Genomic DNA, 14,166 nt, shown 5'->3' with positions numbered 1-14,166 from the left:
GGAGCCTCTGCGGCCCCTGAGGCAGCGTTAGGGGCAGGCTCCGCCTGCCCCGCCCCGGGTCGCGCCACCCCACCACCCCCTTCCGTCAGGAGCCAGGCCCCATCGGGGGGTGTTCGAAAGAACAAAGGCTGCAAGGGCCCACCGACCTTTCACACCGAAAAATACTGGACGGAATGTGCCGTGAACGGCCATGAATGTCGGTCACAGCGGGTACTATTTACGTATGCAATCAGTGACGGTCGAGCTTGAGGCCGCGTCCACCATGGAACTGGTGAACGCGCTCTCAACCATCGCCACTGAACTCGCCTCGCGAGAAGCCCCCGAATCGGCAGCCGCCTGCCTGAAACTCACCGAAACCCTCGTAGCCGCATCCGATATGCAAGAAAGCGCGCTCGCCGGTTTCATCGGCCGAGTCGACGCCTGCGGGGAGCAGGCCCGGTGGGGATATCCCTCCACCCAAGCATGGCTGCGGTCGAGCTTGGGCATGCGCGACAACCGCGCCAAGGAGCGCCTCACTCTCGCCCGGCAGCGGCGTCGCCTCCCGCAGGTGGCCGAGCAACTCGCAGCCGGGGAGCTGTCCTACGGTTACGCCGTCACCGTCGCTGACTCGGTCTCGCGCCTGGACGACCACGACTGCGCCGAGGCCGAGGCCACACTCCTCGGTTTCGTCGACCAGGGGTTCTCCGCCGGGAAGGTCGCCGCGTTCGGCCGCCGTATCCGTGACCTCATCGCCGACCGCGACGACACCGAAGACGCCCCCGATGAGGATTCTCGGCGCGGCTACGACAAGTCGTGGCTCACCACCACCCGTTCACTGGACGGCGGCCGGTATGTGAAGGGGTGGCTGAACCCTGAGGACGCCGCGATCTGGGACGGCACCCTGGCACCGCTGGCCAAGCCGGCCGGACTCGACGACCGCCGCGACCTCCCCGAACGCACCGCAGCGGCACTGTCCAGCGTCCTGTCAGGCGGGCACAAGGCTTCCAAGGTCACCGTGATCTGCGACCTGGACACCCTGACCGGCGGCAACGCTCCGGCCCGCCTCACCGACGGCACCCCCATCCCCGCCGCCCAAGCCCGCCGCATCGCCCTGGCCGCCGGGGTATCGCCCCTGCTCCTCGGACGCGGGAACACCCCGCTGTACCTGGGATACCGCGAACGATTCGCCTCCGCAGCACAGCGGCAAGTCCTTGAGACGCTATACCCCTCCTGCGCGGTACGCGGATGTGAAGTGCCCGGGACACTGTGCGAAGTGGACCACGTGCACGGTTGGGCGCTCGGACGGTCGCCGACCGACATCGACCAGCTCGCTCTGACCTGTGGGTGGCACAACCGGTTCAAGCACACCAACCCCGACCAGATCCAGATCACCAAGGATCACGACGGGCGACATGTCTACCGGCTACTCCCACCAGCCGACGCCAGAGGACCCGCAACCGGGGCCGGACCACCAGGCAGCATCGGCCCGCCCGACGACCCCGCTCTCGATTGGGCCGCATAGCCACCCCACCCGCCACACCGCACCCGGTCATGCCCTGCGCCGGTCCGCCGTCCGCATCCACCCCCGGTGACGGGCGGCCCCGGCATGCCCACACCACAGGCGACGGGCAACCCACACACCGGACTGTGCGTACCTCACCAGACCTCAGTGCACACCACCGCTAGCCCACCCGGCCACTACAACGCCCAGCAGCACCGACCCACTTCACACCGCGCTGGACAGGGACCGCATAACCAGCCCGCCCCCCACAACGCCACACCCGGCGACGCCCAGCCACGCCCGCCCATGCCCGGCGCCGGTCCATTCGCACCCACCCGCAGGACGGGCGAGCTGCCCTTCCCGCATGACTGCGCGATACCGCTGCAATGGCCGAGACCGCCCCGGTGAACGCAGCCCGCCCTCTACAGGCCTTAATGCCGGAGCCGTCGCCAACACCGGATCACGGGCGGCTCATATCTACGGGCCTGGTGACGGTGGTGAGTGGACTGCCGAGAAGGGGGCTTGGTTCCTTACGGAAGGGGGTGGTGGGGTGGCGCGACCGGGGCGGGGCAGGCGGAGCCTGCCCCTAGCGCTGCCTCAGGGGCCGCAGAGGCTCCGAAGTCAAGGGTGGACGAAGTCCATCGCGAAGCGACGCCGAAGGCGCCCTTGACTTTGGAGGGGCGGCCCCGTACGCCAGCGCCACCCCACCACCCGAACACCCCTCTTGCCAATCTCCCGAACACTCCTTCACCCCAGCACCAAGCGCAAGAGCCCCCCAAAGACCACGAACAACACCACCTCCGAGAACCAGTCGAACCTCTCCCGAGGAGCCACAAGTAGCTCCCACCACCCGAACCCCGAGAGGAGAACAGCTCAAGGCCGAACAACAACCGCGAAAGACTGCGAGTATCGCGAGATGCCGGAATTCAGGGGTCGGGACGGTACGCGCCTCGCCTACAGCGTCATGGCCAGCGAGACCGACTACCAAGGCCAAGGCCAAGGCCACGGCCAAGGCGGCGAAGAGCCGCTGCTGTGCATTCCGGGTGGGCCGATGCGGGCCTCTGCCTATCTCGGGGATCTCGGCGGGCTGTCTGAACGCCGCCGGCTCGTCATGCTGGATCTGCGCGGCACCGGCGGTTCCGACAGGCCCGTCGATCCGGCGACGTACCGGTGTGATCGGCAGGTCGACGACGTGGAGGCCCTGCGGCGGCATCTGGGCCTGGAGCGTGTTGACCTGCTCGCGCACTCGGCGGGTGGCGACCTCGCGATTCTGTATGCGGTGGCACATCCGTACCGGGTGCGCTCGTTGGTCCTGGTGGCGGGGCGGGCCCGTGCTCTGGGGGTCGACTTCACGGTTGAGCATCGCCGGGAGGCGGCGGCGTTGCGGAAGGGCGAGCCCTGGTTCGAGGCGGGGCGTGACGCGTTCGAGGCGGTCTGGGCGGGGAGCGCGTCGGAAGCCGAGTGGGGGGCGGTGGTGCCGTTCTTCTATGGGCGTTGGGACGCGGCGGCGCGCGCGCACGCGGCGCGGGAGGTCGCGGAGACGAACGAGCAGGCCGCGGAGCTGTACGCGTCCCCGGAGGCGTTCGCGCCGGCGGCGGCGCGGGAGGTCGTTGCGGGGCTGGAGGCACGGGTTCTGGTCCTGGCCGGTGAGCTGGACGGCGGGCCGCTGCCCCGGGTCGCCGCCGAGATCGCGGGGATGTTCCCGAAGGGGACGGCGGTCGCCCAGCCGGGGGCGGGGCATTTCCCCTGGCTGGACGATCCCCGGTGGTTCACCGAGACCGTGGCGGGGTTCCTGGAGCGGCGGGCCGGAGCCGCCGGGGATTGACCTGGAGTGCGCTCCAGGTGGGATCCTGGAGCGCGTGAGCTCCTATTCTCCGGCCGAGACCGCCGAGAAAAGCGGTTTCAGCATCGACACGTTGCGTTACTACGAGAAGATCGGGCTGCTCGAGGGGATCGCGCGGAACGCGTCGGGGCGGCGCGTGTTCAGCGACAGCGACCTGCAGTGGCTCGGGATGCTGCGGTGCCTGCGCGAGACGGGGATGCCGATCGCGGAGATGCTGCGGTACTCCGAGCTCGCGCGAGGCGGCGCGGAGACCGTGCGGGAGCGGCTTGAGCTGCTGCAGGCGCACGACCGCCGCGTGGAGGAGCAGATCGCCCGGCTGCGGGAGCAGCAGGAGCACGTCAAGTTCAAGATCGGCTTCTATCGCGGCGCGGTCTGCGAGGGCTCCCCGGCCTGACCCAGCAGGCGCGCGGCGCGCGTCCAGGTCTCGGCGGGGTCGAAGCCGTCCGCGGTCCAGGTGTGGGCGCGGACGGTGCCGCGGTCCCGGAAGCGGCGCATGATGGCGACGTGCGGGGGCCAGGCGACGAAGCGGTGCAGGTCCTCTCGGGACTCCCAGACGGAGACGGAGCCGCTGCGCAGTTGCAGCGGCTTCGTCCACAGCCAGAGCCCGACGGCGCCCTGGAGGTCGGGCCAGGCCCGGCGCAGGGTCAGGCCGGCCCGGTAGACCTTCGGGAGGTCGGACGGGTGGGCGCAGGTGAAGTCGGTGACGCTCACCAGCACCGGTCCGCGGCCGCCTGCGAGGCCCGGCCGCCAGCTCCTCAGCGGGTCCACGAGGGGGAACGGCCGAGCAGGGCGAGGAGGCGGTCCTGCGGGGATGTGCCGTCCGCGGACGGGACGACGGGCGCGAAGGACGTCCCCGGGCCCCGGTCGTCGGCGCCGGTGGGGACGATCGCGGCGACCTTGAGGGACGCGGCGACCAGGTCGTCGCCGGGTTCCCAGGGCGCGCCGATCGTCGCGGCGACGTCCCAGGCGTGGACGACGAGGTCGACGAAGTGGAAGCTGATCGCGAGCGAGGCGGGGAAGGGGCCGCCGTCGCGGATCTCGGGGAGGACGAGCCCGGCGTCGAGGGCGGTCCCGGCGAACGCCTCGGTGACGAGGCCGAGGGAGGCCGCGGCGGCGGCGTAGGGGTCGTCGCCGAGGTCGCCGCCGTGCCAGTTGGACAGGCGGGCGCCGTCGCCGCGGGCGGCGGCCGCGAAGCCCTGGTCCTGGCTGACCTGGTGGCGGAGCAGGCCGTGCAGGGTCCAGTCGGGGCAGGGCGTCGGCAGGGCGAGCGCGTCGGGCTTCACCTGGGCGACGGCCGCGAGGTAGAGGTCGGCCGCCTGGCGGTCCAGGGGCCGGAAGTCGGTGGTGAGCAGTTCGGTCAGCAGGTCCATATGGCCACCGTAGGAACGGCGAGTGGCTCAGGTACAGGGCCAAAAACGCGGAAAACGGCTGAGCCGGTTTAGGGTCGGACGCGTGGACCTGCACGTGAGCCTCGTCGGGCGCAAGGACCTGGCGGGCCAGATCTACCGGCAGCTGCGGGCCGCGATCCTGGACGGGCGGCTGCGCGCGGGGGAGGCGGCGCCGCCGACGCGGGAGCTGGCGCGGCGGCTGGCGATCTCGCGGAACACGGTGGCGGTCGCCTACGACCGGCTCGCGGCGGAGGGGTTCCTGGAGAGCCGGGTGGGGGCGGGGACGTTCGTCCGGGACGCCGGTTTCCAGGAGCGGGAGCGTCCGGTGGCGTCGCCGCTGCGGCCCCGCCGGGTCTGGGACGAGGTGGGCGTGTGGCCGCACCGGATGCCCGGCATCACCTGGGACTTCCGGGCCGGGCTGCCGGACGTGCGGCTGTTCCCGTACGAGTCGTGGCGGCGGATCATGGCGGGGCGGCTGCGGCCGTCCGCGCTCGGCGATCCGGCGGCGGCCGGGGACCCGGCGGGCCAGACGGAGCTGCGGGAGGCGATCGCCCGGCACGTCGGGGTGTCGCGGTCGGTGCGGGCGGCGGCGGCGGACGTGGTGGTGACGTCGGGGATCCAGCAGGCATTGGACCTGGTCGTCCGGGTGCTGCTGGAGCCGGGGGACGTGGTGGCGGTCGAGGATCCCGGGTACCCGCCGGTACGGATGCTGCTGCACGCGGCGGGGATGCGGGTGCGGGGCGTCCCGGTCGACGCCGAGGGACTGCGGGTGGACGCGCTGCCGGACGACGCGCGGGCCGTCTACGTGACGCCGTCGCACCAGTTCCCGCTGGGGATGCCGATGTCGCTGCCGCGCCGCCGCGCGCTGCTGGAGTGGGCGCGGCGCCGGGACGTGGTGATCGTCGAGGACGACTACGACACCGAGTACCGGTACGGGGGGCGGCCGATCGAGCCGCTGCAGAGCCTGGACGACGGGGGCCGCGTGCTCTACATGGGCACCTTCTCCAAGATCATGCGTCCGGTGCTGCGGATCGGGTTCCTCGTCGCGCCGCCGTCGCTGCACCGCGCGTTCCGGATGGCGCGGTACGTGTCGTCGTGGCACGCGGAGCTGCCGACGCAGGCGGCGCTCGCCCGGTTCATCGACGAGGGGCTGCTCGCGCGGCACATCCGCAGGTCGCGGCGGGAGTACCAGGCCCGGCACGAGCGGGTCGCGGGGCTGCTCGAAACGCTGTTCGCGGGGCGGCTGGAGGTGGTGCCGTCGGCGGCGGGCCTGCATCTGAGCGCGACGCTGCCGGAGGGGACGGACGACGCCTCGGTCGTCCGCGAGGCGCTGTCGGAGGGGGTCGGGCTGTTCGCGCTGTCGGAGTTCGCCGTCGACGGTCCGGCGGTGCCGGGGCTGGTGTTCGGCTACGGCGCCGTCACGCTGCCGGAGATCGGCGAGGGTCTGCGCCGGCTGCGGCGCGTCGTCGGCCGAGGCGCCTGACCGCCGCCGTCCTCGACGGCGCCGCCGGAAAGGAGCCCTGGGGACCGGCACGTCCCGGCCACGGGACGGGCGTCAGCGCTGGACGGGCGTGACGCGGCGGCCGTCGGCGCCGAACAGCAGCATCCGGTCGAGGTTCACCGTCAGCGCCACGTGGTCGCCGCGGTTCGGGCGCTGGCCCGGGTTCGCGCGGAAGATCAGGTCGGAGCGGCGGTGGTGGCCCTCGTGCTCCTCGGCCCGGCCGGGCTCGTGGGACGGGCGGCCCAGCATCTCCCGCAGCCGGTCGCGCAGGCCCGGCGGCGCGGCCGCGGGCGCCGGCGCGGGACGGGGCCGCCCGAACTCGTTCGCGTCCACGGTCGGGATGCCGGCCTGCGCGTAGGCGAGCCACTCGTGGCCGTGGAACTCCAGCGAATGGACCCGCCCGGACAGCACCGTCCCCTGCCGCGCGGGCGAGCCCGGCGCGATCGGGATCAGCGTGTCGGGCCGGATCCCGACGATCACCATCTGCCCGTGATGGCTGATCAGCGAGGACGCGCGCGGGTCGTCCCACGGGATCGTCAGCCGCTGCGGGCCGAGGTCGAGCAGCAGCCCCTCGCCCTCGACCGCCCACAGCGTCGCCTGCAGCAGGTTGACCGGCGGGGAGCTGAGGAACGCCGCGACGAACACCGTCGCCGGGTCCTCGTAGATCTGCTCGGGGGTGCCGACGTCCTCCAGGACGCCGTCGCGCAGCACCGCCATCCGGTCGGCCATCGTCATGGCCTCGATCTGGTCGTGCGTGACGTAGACGGTGGTGGTGCGGCTGGAGCGCACCAGCGCGGCGATCTCCACCCGCAGCTCGGTGCGCAGCCCGGCGTCCAGGCTGGACAGCGGCTCGTCCATGAGGAACAGCGACGGCTGGCGGATCAGCGCCCGGCCGATCGCGGCGCGCTGCCGCTGGCCGCCCGACAGCGTGCCCGGCAGCCGGTCGATCATCGTGTTGAGGCCGAGCGCGCGCGCCAGCTCGACGACCTTCGCGGACGCCTCCGCGCGGTCGTCGCCCGACACCTCCAGCGGGAACATCATGTTCCCCTTGACGGTGCGGTGCGGGTAGAGCGCGCCCTCCTGGAACACCATCGCCACGTTCCGGTCGCGCGGCGGCAGGTCGTTGGCGACCGACCCGTTCAGCCACAGGTCGCCGGATGTGATCTCCTCCAGCCCGGCGATCATCCGCAGGAGGGTGGACTTCCCGCACCCGGACGGTCCGAGCAGCACGAACAGCTCGCCGTCGTTGATCCGCAGCCGGACCTTTCGGACGGCCACCTGCCCGCCTGGATAGACCTTCTCGACGCCGTCCAATACAACATCCGTCATCGGGGCCGCCTGGGGGGTGGGGCTGGAACTCGGTGCGCCATCTCATCGCGTCACAATCCGTTTGTCCATAGCTGGCGCAGTGTTACCAGCCGTTAACAAGGCCAGGTCCGGCCACATGGGACCCGCCCGTCCCGGTGGTCGCGCCGGCCGCACCCGGCGCCCGAACCGGGTGCGGGGCGGGCTGGAGCCGGGGGCAGAGGGGGTTGAGGCGTGATGCCTTGGATGTCGCCGGGGCGCCGTAGACTCCTTCGCTGTGGCAGGCCGTATTCGCAATGAGGACATCGCGCTCGTACGCGAGCGGTCGTCCATCGCCGACGTCATCGGCGAGTACCTGCAGCTGCGCAGCGCGGGCGGCGGCAACCTCAAGGGCCTGTGCCCCTTCCACGACGAGAAGTCGCCGTCGTTCAACGTGACCCCCTCGCGCGGGCTGTACTTCTGCTTCGGCTGCGAGGCGGGCGGCGACGTCATCAAGTTCGTCCAGGAGATCGAGCACCTGTCGTTCTCCGAGGCGGTGGAGCGGCTCGCTGCGCAGGTCGGCATCCAGCTCCGCTACGAGGACGGCGGCGGGCGCGGCCCCCGCCAGGACACCGGGCAGCGCGCGCGGCTGCTGGAGGCGCACAAGGCGGCGGCCGAGTTCTACGCCGAGCAGCTCGCCTCGCCGGAGGGCGCGATCGGCCGCACGTTCCTGTCCGAGCGCGGGTTCGAGGCCGCCGACGCGGCGCACTTCGGCGTCGGGTTCGCGCCGCGCGAGTGGGAGGGGCTCGTCCGGCACCTGCGCGGGCGCGGGTTCGCCGACCGCGACATCGTCGCCGGCGGCCTGGCCAAGGAGGGGCGGCGCGGCCCCATGGACCGGTTCCGCGGCCGGCTGATGTGGCCGATCCGCGACCTGTCCGGCGACGTCATCGGGTTCGGCGCGCGCCGCCTCTACGAGGACGACGACGGACCGAAGTACCTGAACACCCCCGAGTCGCCGCTGTTCCACAAGAGCTCGGTGCTGTACGGGGCGGACCTGGCGAAGAAGGAGATCGCGCGGCGGCGGCAGGCCGTGGTGGTCGAGGGCTACACCGACGTGATGGCCTGCCACCTGTCCGGGGTGCAGACGGCGATCGCCACCTGCGGGACGGCGTTCGGCGACGACCACATCAAGATCCTGCGCCGGCTGCTCATGGACCAGGACGAGTTCCGCGGCGAGGTGATCTTCACCTTCGACGGCGACTCGGCCGGCCAGAAGGCGGCGCTGCGCGCGTTCGCCGACGAGCAGAAGTTCGTCACGCAGACGTTCGTGGCCGTCCAGCCCGACGGACTGGACCCCTGCGACCTGCGGATCCGGCACGGCGACGCGGCGGTGCGCGACCTGGTGGCGTCGCGGCTGCCGCTGTTCGAGTTCGCGGTGCGCAGCGCGATCCAGCAGCACGACCTGGACACCGCGGAGGGGCGGCTGGCCGCGCTGGACGCGGCGGCGCCCGTCGTCGCGGCCATCAAGGACCGGGCGCTGCGGCAGATGTACGCGGTGAGCCTCGACCGGTGGCTCGGGATCATGGACGAGCAGTTCGTGCTGCGCCGGGTCCGCGAGCTGGCGAACCGGCGGCACGCGCAGGCGCGGAACGGCCGCGGCAACGGGCGCGGCTCCGTCCCGCAGAACGGCGGCGGGAACGGCAACGGCGGGAACGGCAACGGCGGCGGGAACGGGGCGGTGCCGCGGCGGCCGGCGTACGACCCGAACGACCCGGAGGTGCAGCGGGAGCGGGAGCTGCTGAAGCTGGCGGTGCAGCGCCCGGCGATGCTCGGGCCGGTGTTCGACGAGGTCCCGGAGGGTGCGTTCATCGCGCCGCCGCACGCCGCGGTGCGCGCGGTGATCGCGCAGGCGGGCGGCGTGACCGCGGCGGGCAACGCCTCGGAGTGGGCCGTGACGCTGCTGGAGAGGGCGCCGAACGAGCAGGTCAGGGATCTGATCACGATGCTCGGAGTCGAGCCGGTACGGTCCGCGCAGGAATCGGACGACCGCTATGCCGTGGAACTGCTGGCCCGAATACAGGAACGCCAGCTCACCCGCATGATCGCCGACGCCAAATCTAAACTCCAGCGGCTGAATCCGGTCGAGGACCCCGAACAGTACAACCGGCTCTTCGGCGATCTTGTCGCGCTTGAGCAGCAGAGACGGGTGTTGCGGGAGCGAGGGCTTGGATCCCAGTAGCCGTTTCCCCTGCGAAATGGGTCCTGTGATCTAGGCCGCATCTGTCGCAGACTGTCTGCGTGGGCCCTTCGGTGCTGCCAAGCGAGGCGCCATCGGTTGATCAGGTGGCGGACCTCGTCGCACGCGGCAGAGAGCGCGGCGGTGTGACCGTCGAAGACGTCGCCGCTGCTCTCGATCGCTCGGACTTGCCGGACGACTCCCTGGAGAGGGTCGTCCGGATGCTCGCAGAGCAGGGGGTAGAGGTCCTCGAATCTCAGCAGGAGACCGAGGACGTCGCGCGAGCGGATGAGGGAGACCTCGGCAAGCGGGCGCCGACGAGCGACCTGGTCCGGATCTATCTGAGAGAGATCGGGCGCGTACCGCTTCTCACGGCAGAAGATGAAGTAGAACTGGCGAAATCGATCGAGGCGGGACTGTTCGCCGAGGAGAAGATGGCGCGCACGGCCGTCCTCTCCCACGCCGAGCGGATCGACCTCGAACTGCTCTCCCGCGACGGCGTCCGGGCGAAGCAACGGCTGATCGAGGCCAACCTGCGGCTGGTGGTCTCGATCGCGAAACGGTACGTGGGCCGGGGAATGCTGTTCCTCGACCTCATCCAGGAGGGAAATCTCGGACTCATCCGTGCGGTCGAGAAGTTCGACTACACGAAGGGGTTCAAGTTCTCCACCTACGCCACCTGGTGGATCCGGCAGGCGATCACCCGCGCGATCGCCGACCAGGCCAGAACCATCCGGATCCCGGTGCACATGGTGGAGACGATCAACAAGCTGGTCCGCGTGCAGCGGCAGATGCACCAGGACCTCGGCCGCGAACCCACCCCCGAGGAGATCGGCCTGGAGATGGGGCTGCCGCCCGTCCGGGTCGTGGAGATCCAGCGGATCGCGCAGGAGCCGGTCTCGCTGCAGTCGCCGATCGGCGAGGAGGACTCCGACCTCGGCGACTTCATCGAGGACGCGGACGCGGTCGTGCCGATCGAGGCGGCCGCGTTCATCCTGCTGCAGGACCAGCTCGAGGACATCCTCGGCACGCTGTCGGAACGGGAGCAGCGCATCATCCAGCTGCGCTTCGGCCTGACCGACGGGCATCCGCGCACGCTGGAGGAGGTCGGCCGGGAGTTCGGCGTGACCAGGGAGCGGATCCGGCAGATCGAGTCCAAGACCCTGGCCAAGCTCCGGCATCCGTCGCGCGCGCAGATGCTGCGGGAGTACCTCGAGTAGCGGCGGCCCGCCCGCCCGGACCGGGGATCGGGCGGGGGAGAGCGACAGGGGGCGCCCGCCCTCCGGGCCCGAGCGGTCCGGAGGGCGGTCGCTCGCCGTGCGCGCCGTTCGCTCGCCGTGCGCGGCGCGGTCCGTTGATTCGGTGCCTGACGTCGCATTTCGGGCGGATGGTGGATTACCGTAATGGCCATGCTGATCGTGACGACTGATGGCGTTGCCGGGTACGAGATCCGCAGTGTGCTCGGCGAGGTCCTGGGGACGGCCGTCCAGACCGATCAGGCCGGGATGCAGCAGCCCGGGCACGCGGGGAGCAGCGCGACGTTCCGGGTGACGGGCGACCGCCCGGCCCTCGGGCTGGCGGGCGCGCGCCGCGAGGCGGTGGACCGGCTCGGCGAGGAGGCGCGCCGCAAGGGTGCGAACACCGTGGTCGGGATGCGGTTCGACACCGCGGTGCTGCCCGGCGGGGGCCACGAGGTGTGCGCGTACGGCACGGCCGTGTGGGCGGAGCCCGCGGCGCGCGAGCCGGCGCACCACCAGGCGCCGCAGCACCTGCAGCACCCCCAGCAGGGGCATCTGCCGCCGTACGGCGACCCGCAGTCGGGCCCGCCGATGGCCGCGCGGAACCTCACGATGGGCATCAACGACCGTCCGCGCTGACCGCGCGGCACGTGGGATGCCTCACTGTCGCGGGGGCGACTTGACGCGATGAGGGCAGCCTTGGCTAATTTAGGTGAGCCTAACCATTGCATCCTGGAGTCCCCATGCGCCCTGTCCCCGTGCTCGCCCTCACCGGCGTGGCCGCCGTGTCGATGTCCCTGCTCGCGGCGTGCGGCGGTGACGGGAAGGCGGACGCCGCCGGGGCCGTCCCGGTGACGGCGTCCAAGGACAAGTGCGAGGTCGGCAAGACCGAGCTGCCCGCCGGCAAGAACTCCTTCAAGGTGACCAACAAGGGCTCCGAGGTCAACGAGTTCGAGGTGCTCAAGGCGGACGGCGGCATCCTCGCCGAGCGGGAGAACATCGGCCCCGGCACCAGCGTGAACTTCGTGGTGAACCTGCCGGAGGGCAAGTACAAGCTGCTGTGCAGCGCCGGGCAGACCGGCAAGGGCCCCTCGCAGGAGATCACGGTCACCGGCCAGGGCGGCGGCGCCGACCCGCGGCTCACCAAGGCCGCCACCGACTACAAGGCGTACGTGATCGCCCAGCTCGACGACACGATCGCCAGGACCAAGCCGTTCGTCGCGGCGGTGAAGGCCGGCGACGTCGAGAAGGCGAAGAAGCTGTACGCGCCGTCCCGCGTCGGCTGGGAGTCGATCGAGTCCGTCGCGGAGAAGTTCAGCGACATCGACGGCAAGGTCGACACCCGCGAGGCCGACCTCAAGCCGGACGAGAAGAAGGACTGGTCCGGCTGGCACCTGCTGGAGAAGGCGCTGTTCAAGGACGGCTCCGTCAAGGGCAAGGAGAAGTACGGCGACCAGCTCGTGGCGGACCTGGAGACGCTGAAGGGCCGGCTGCCGGGCCTCACCCTCGACCCGGTGAACGACATGGCCGCGGGCGCGAAGGGCCTGCTGGACGAGGTCGCCACCGGCAAGGTCACCGGTGAGGAGGAGACCTACAGCCACACCGACCTCGTCGACTTCAAGGCGAACGTGGACGGCGCGAAGAAGGCCTACGAGCTGCTCAAGCCGGTCGTCCAGGAGAAGGACGCGCAGCTCGCCAAGGACCTGGACGAGAACTTCGACGCCGTCTACGCCCTGCTGAAGAAGCACGAGGAGGGCGACGGCTACGTCTCCTACGACAAGGTCGGCAAGGACGACCGCAAGAACCTCGCCGACGCGGTGAACGCGCTGGGCGAGCCCCTGTCCAAGCTCGCGGAGGTCGTGGCGAAATGACGCAGTCCCGTCCGTCGGACCCCGGGTCCCGCTCGCCGGACGCGCCGCGCGCCGGGATGTCCCGGCGCCGGATGCTCGGCTTCTCCGGCGCCAGCCTGCTGGTCGGCGCCGCGGCGGGGGCCGGCCTGGACCGGGTCGCCTCCGCCGACACCGGCGACGCCGGCACGGCGGCCGCCGTCCCGTTCTACGGCGCGCACCAGGCGGGCATCGCCACCGCCGTCCAGGACCGGCTGCACTTCGCCGCGTTCGACGTCACCACCGGCGACCGCGGCAAGCTCGTCCGGATGCTGAAGGACTGGACGGAGGCCGCGGCCGACATGACCGCGGGGCGGGCGATCGGCGAGGGCGCGATCCCGAAGGTGGGGGTGGCGCCGCCGGACGACACCGGCGAGGCCCTCGGGCTGCCCGCGTCCCGGCTGACGCTGACGATCGGGTTCGGCCCCACGCTGTTCGAGAAGGACGGCGCGGACCGGTTCGGGATCAAGGCGAAGCGCCCGGCGGCGCTGGTGGACCTGCCGCACTTCTCCGGCGAGAACCTCGACCCCGACCGCAGCGGCGGCGACATCTGCGTCCAGGCCTGCGCGGACGACCCGCAGGTGGCGGTGCACGCCATCCGCAACCTGGCCCGGATCGGGATGGGCGTCGTCGGCGTCCGCTGGTCGCAGCTCGGGTTCGGCAAGACGTCCTCGACGACCCCCGACGCGCAGACGCCGCGGAACCTCTTCGGGTTCAAGGACGGCACGGACAACATCGGCACCAGCGACACGGCGCTGCTCGACGAGCACGTCTGGGCGGGCAAGGGCGACGGCTCGGACTGGATGGCGGGCGGCTCGTACCTGGTGGCGCGCCGTATCCGCATGCACATCGAGACCTGGGACCGGACGTCCCTGCGCGAGCAGGAGGACGTCTTCGGCCGGACCAAGGCCGAGGGCGCGCCGGTGGGGGAGAAGAAGGAGCGCGACAAGCCCGTCCTGGCGCGGATGAAGCCGGACGCGCACGTCCGCCTCGCGCATCCCGACTCCAACGGCGGAGCGCGGATCCTGCGGCGCGGCTACTCCTTCACCGACGGCTCGGACGGGCTGGGGCGCCTGGAGGCGGGGCTGTTCTTCATCGCGTTCCAGCGCGACCCGCGCACCGGCTTCATCAAGATCCAGGAGTCGCTCGCGTCCGACGCGATGAACGAGTACATCCAGCATGTCGGATCGGGCATCTTCGCCTGCCCGCCCGGCGTGAAGAAGGGCGGCTACTGGGGCGAGACCCTGTTCGCTTAGGGGTTCGCCGATGTCGCCGCAGGGCCCGCTGACGACGCCGACGGCACGCCCGCC

General features: G+C 71.6%; 12 protein-coding genes. 9 read left to right on the top strand and 3 right to left on the bottom strand.

Features of this window, described 5'->3' with window-relative positions; translation table 11 throughout:
• The first annotated feature begins 262 nt into the window (after positions 1-262).
• The 3 genes from J4557_RS33315 to J4557_RS33305 all read left to right on the top strand — a co-directional run bounded on the left by J4557_RS33315 (position 263) and on the right by J4557_RS33305 (position 3,717).
• A complete protein-coding gene (locus J4557_RS33315; RefSeq protein WP_208270744.1) occupies positions 263-1,501 on the top strand; it encodes an HNH endonuclease signature motif containing protein in 1,239 nt (412 codons plus the stop codon).
• An 895-nt stretch (positions 1,502-2,396) separates the two neighbouring features.
• Positions 2,397-3,305, top strand: coding sequence for an alpha/beta fold hydrolase (locus tag J4557_RS33310; protein WP_208270743.1), 909 nt, complete (start codon positions 2,397-2,399; stop codon positions 3,303-3,305).
• Between the two features lie 34 nt (positions 3,306-3,339).
• Positions 3,340-3,717, top strand: a complete 378-nt coding sequence (locus J4557_RS33305; protein ID WP_190867785.1) for a MerR family transcriptional regulator — start codon at positions 3,340-3,342, stop codon at positions 3,715-3,717.
• Here the strand turns inward: J4557_RS33305 and J4557_RS33300 are convergent.
• Together J4557_RS33300 and J4557_RS33295 are read right to left on the bottom strand one after the other, a co-directional pair.
• The gene (locus tag J4557_RS33300) at positions 3,681-4,091 is read right to left on the bottom strand and encodes a hypothetical protein (protein ID WP_208270742.1); all 411 of its coding nucleotides are present in this window, start codon (positions 4,089-4,091) and stop codon (positions 3,681-3,683) included. The genes J4557_RS33305 and J4557_RS33300 overlap by 37 nt on opposite strands.
• On the bottom strand, positions 4,079-4,693 hold the full coding sequence (locus J4557_RS33295) for a TIGR03086 family metal-binding protein (protein WP_208270741.1): 615 nt from the start codon (positions 4,691-4,693) through the stop codon (positions 4,079-4,081). Before J4557_RS33295 ends, J4557_RS33300 begins: the two co-directional genes overlap by 13 nt.
• Before the next feature lie 82 nt (positions 4,694-4,775).
• On the opposite strand from J4557_RS33295, the gene pdxR reads away from it, so the two are divergent.
• A complete protein-coding gene (gene pdxR, locus J4557_RS33290; RefSeq protein WP_208270740.1) occupies positions 4,776-6,194 on the top strand; it encodes a MocR-like pyridoxine biosynthesis transcription factor PdxR in 1,419 nt (472 codons plus the stop codon).
• A 72-nt stretch (positions 6,195-6,266) separates the two neighbouring features.
• Here pdxR and J4557_RS33285 read toward each other — a convergent pair whose 3' ends face one another.
• Complete coding sequence (locus J4557_RS33285) at positions 6,267-7,541, bottom strand: ABC transporter ATP-binding protein (protein WP_208270739.1); 1,275 nt, start codon at positions 7,539-7,541, stop codon at positions 6,267-6,269.
• 253 nt (positions 7,542-7,794) lie between these two features.
• Here J4557_RS33285 and dnaG point away from each other — a divergent pair, with 253 nt between their 5' ends.
• The 5 genes from dnaG (at position 7,795) to efeB (ending at position 14,112) form a co-directional block, all read left to right on the top strand.
• Positions 7,795-9,735, top strand: coding sequence for a DNA primase (gene dnaG, locus J4557_RS33280; protein ID WP_208270738.1), 1,941 nt, complete (start codon positions 7,795-7,797; stop codon positions 9,733-9,735).
• 71 nt (positions 9,736-9,806) lie between these two features.
• Positions 9,807-10,952 carry an RNA polymerase sigma factor RpoD gene (gene rpoD, locus J4557_RS33275; protein WP_208270801.1) on the top strand — a complete coding sequence of 382 codons (1,146 nt, stop codon included), beginning with the start codon at positions 9,807-9,809 and terminating at the stop codon, positions 10,950-10,952.
• Positions 10,953-11,141: 189 nt separating this feature from the next.
• A complete protein-coding gene (locus J4557_RS33270) occupies positions 11,142-11,609 on the top strand; it encodes a YbjQ family protein (protein WP_208270737.1) in 468 nt (155 codons plus the stop codon).
• Between the two features lie 104 nt (positions 11,610-11,713).
• Positions 11,714-12,841: an iron uptake system protein EfeO gene (gene efeO, locus J4557_RS33265; protein WP_208270736.1), complete on the top strand. Its 1,128-nt coding sequence runs from the start codon at positions 11,714-11,716 to the stop codon at positions 12,839-12,841.
• Complete coding sequence (efeB, locus tag J4557_RS33260) at positions 12,838-14,112, top strand: iron uptake transporter deferrochelatase/peroxidase subunit (RefSeq protein ID WP_243776732.1); 1,275 nt, start codon at positions 12,838-12,840, stop codon at positions 14,110-14,112. Before efeO ends, efeB begins: the two co-directional genes overlap by 4 nt.
• Positions 14,113-14,166 lie beyond the last annotated feature (54 nt).

This window comes from Actinomadura nitritigenes (assembly GCF_017573545.1).
Classification (GTDB): domain Bacteria; phylum Actinomycetota; class Actinomycetes; order Streptosporangiales; family Streptosporangiaceae; genus Spirillospora; species Spirillospora nitritigenes.
Note: the sequence above shows the minus strand (reverse complement) of the source record. Positions and strands in the feature narration are given on the sequence as shown.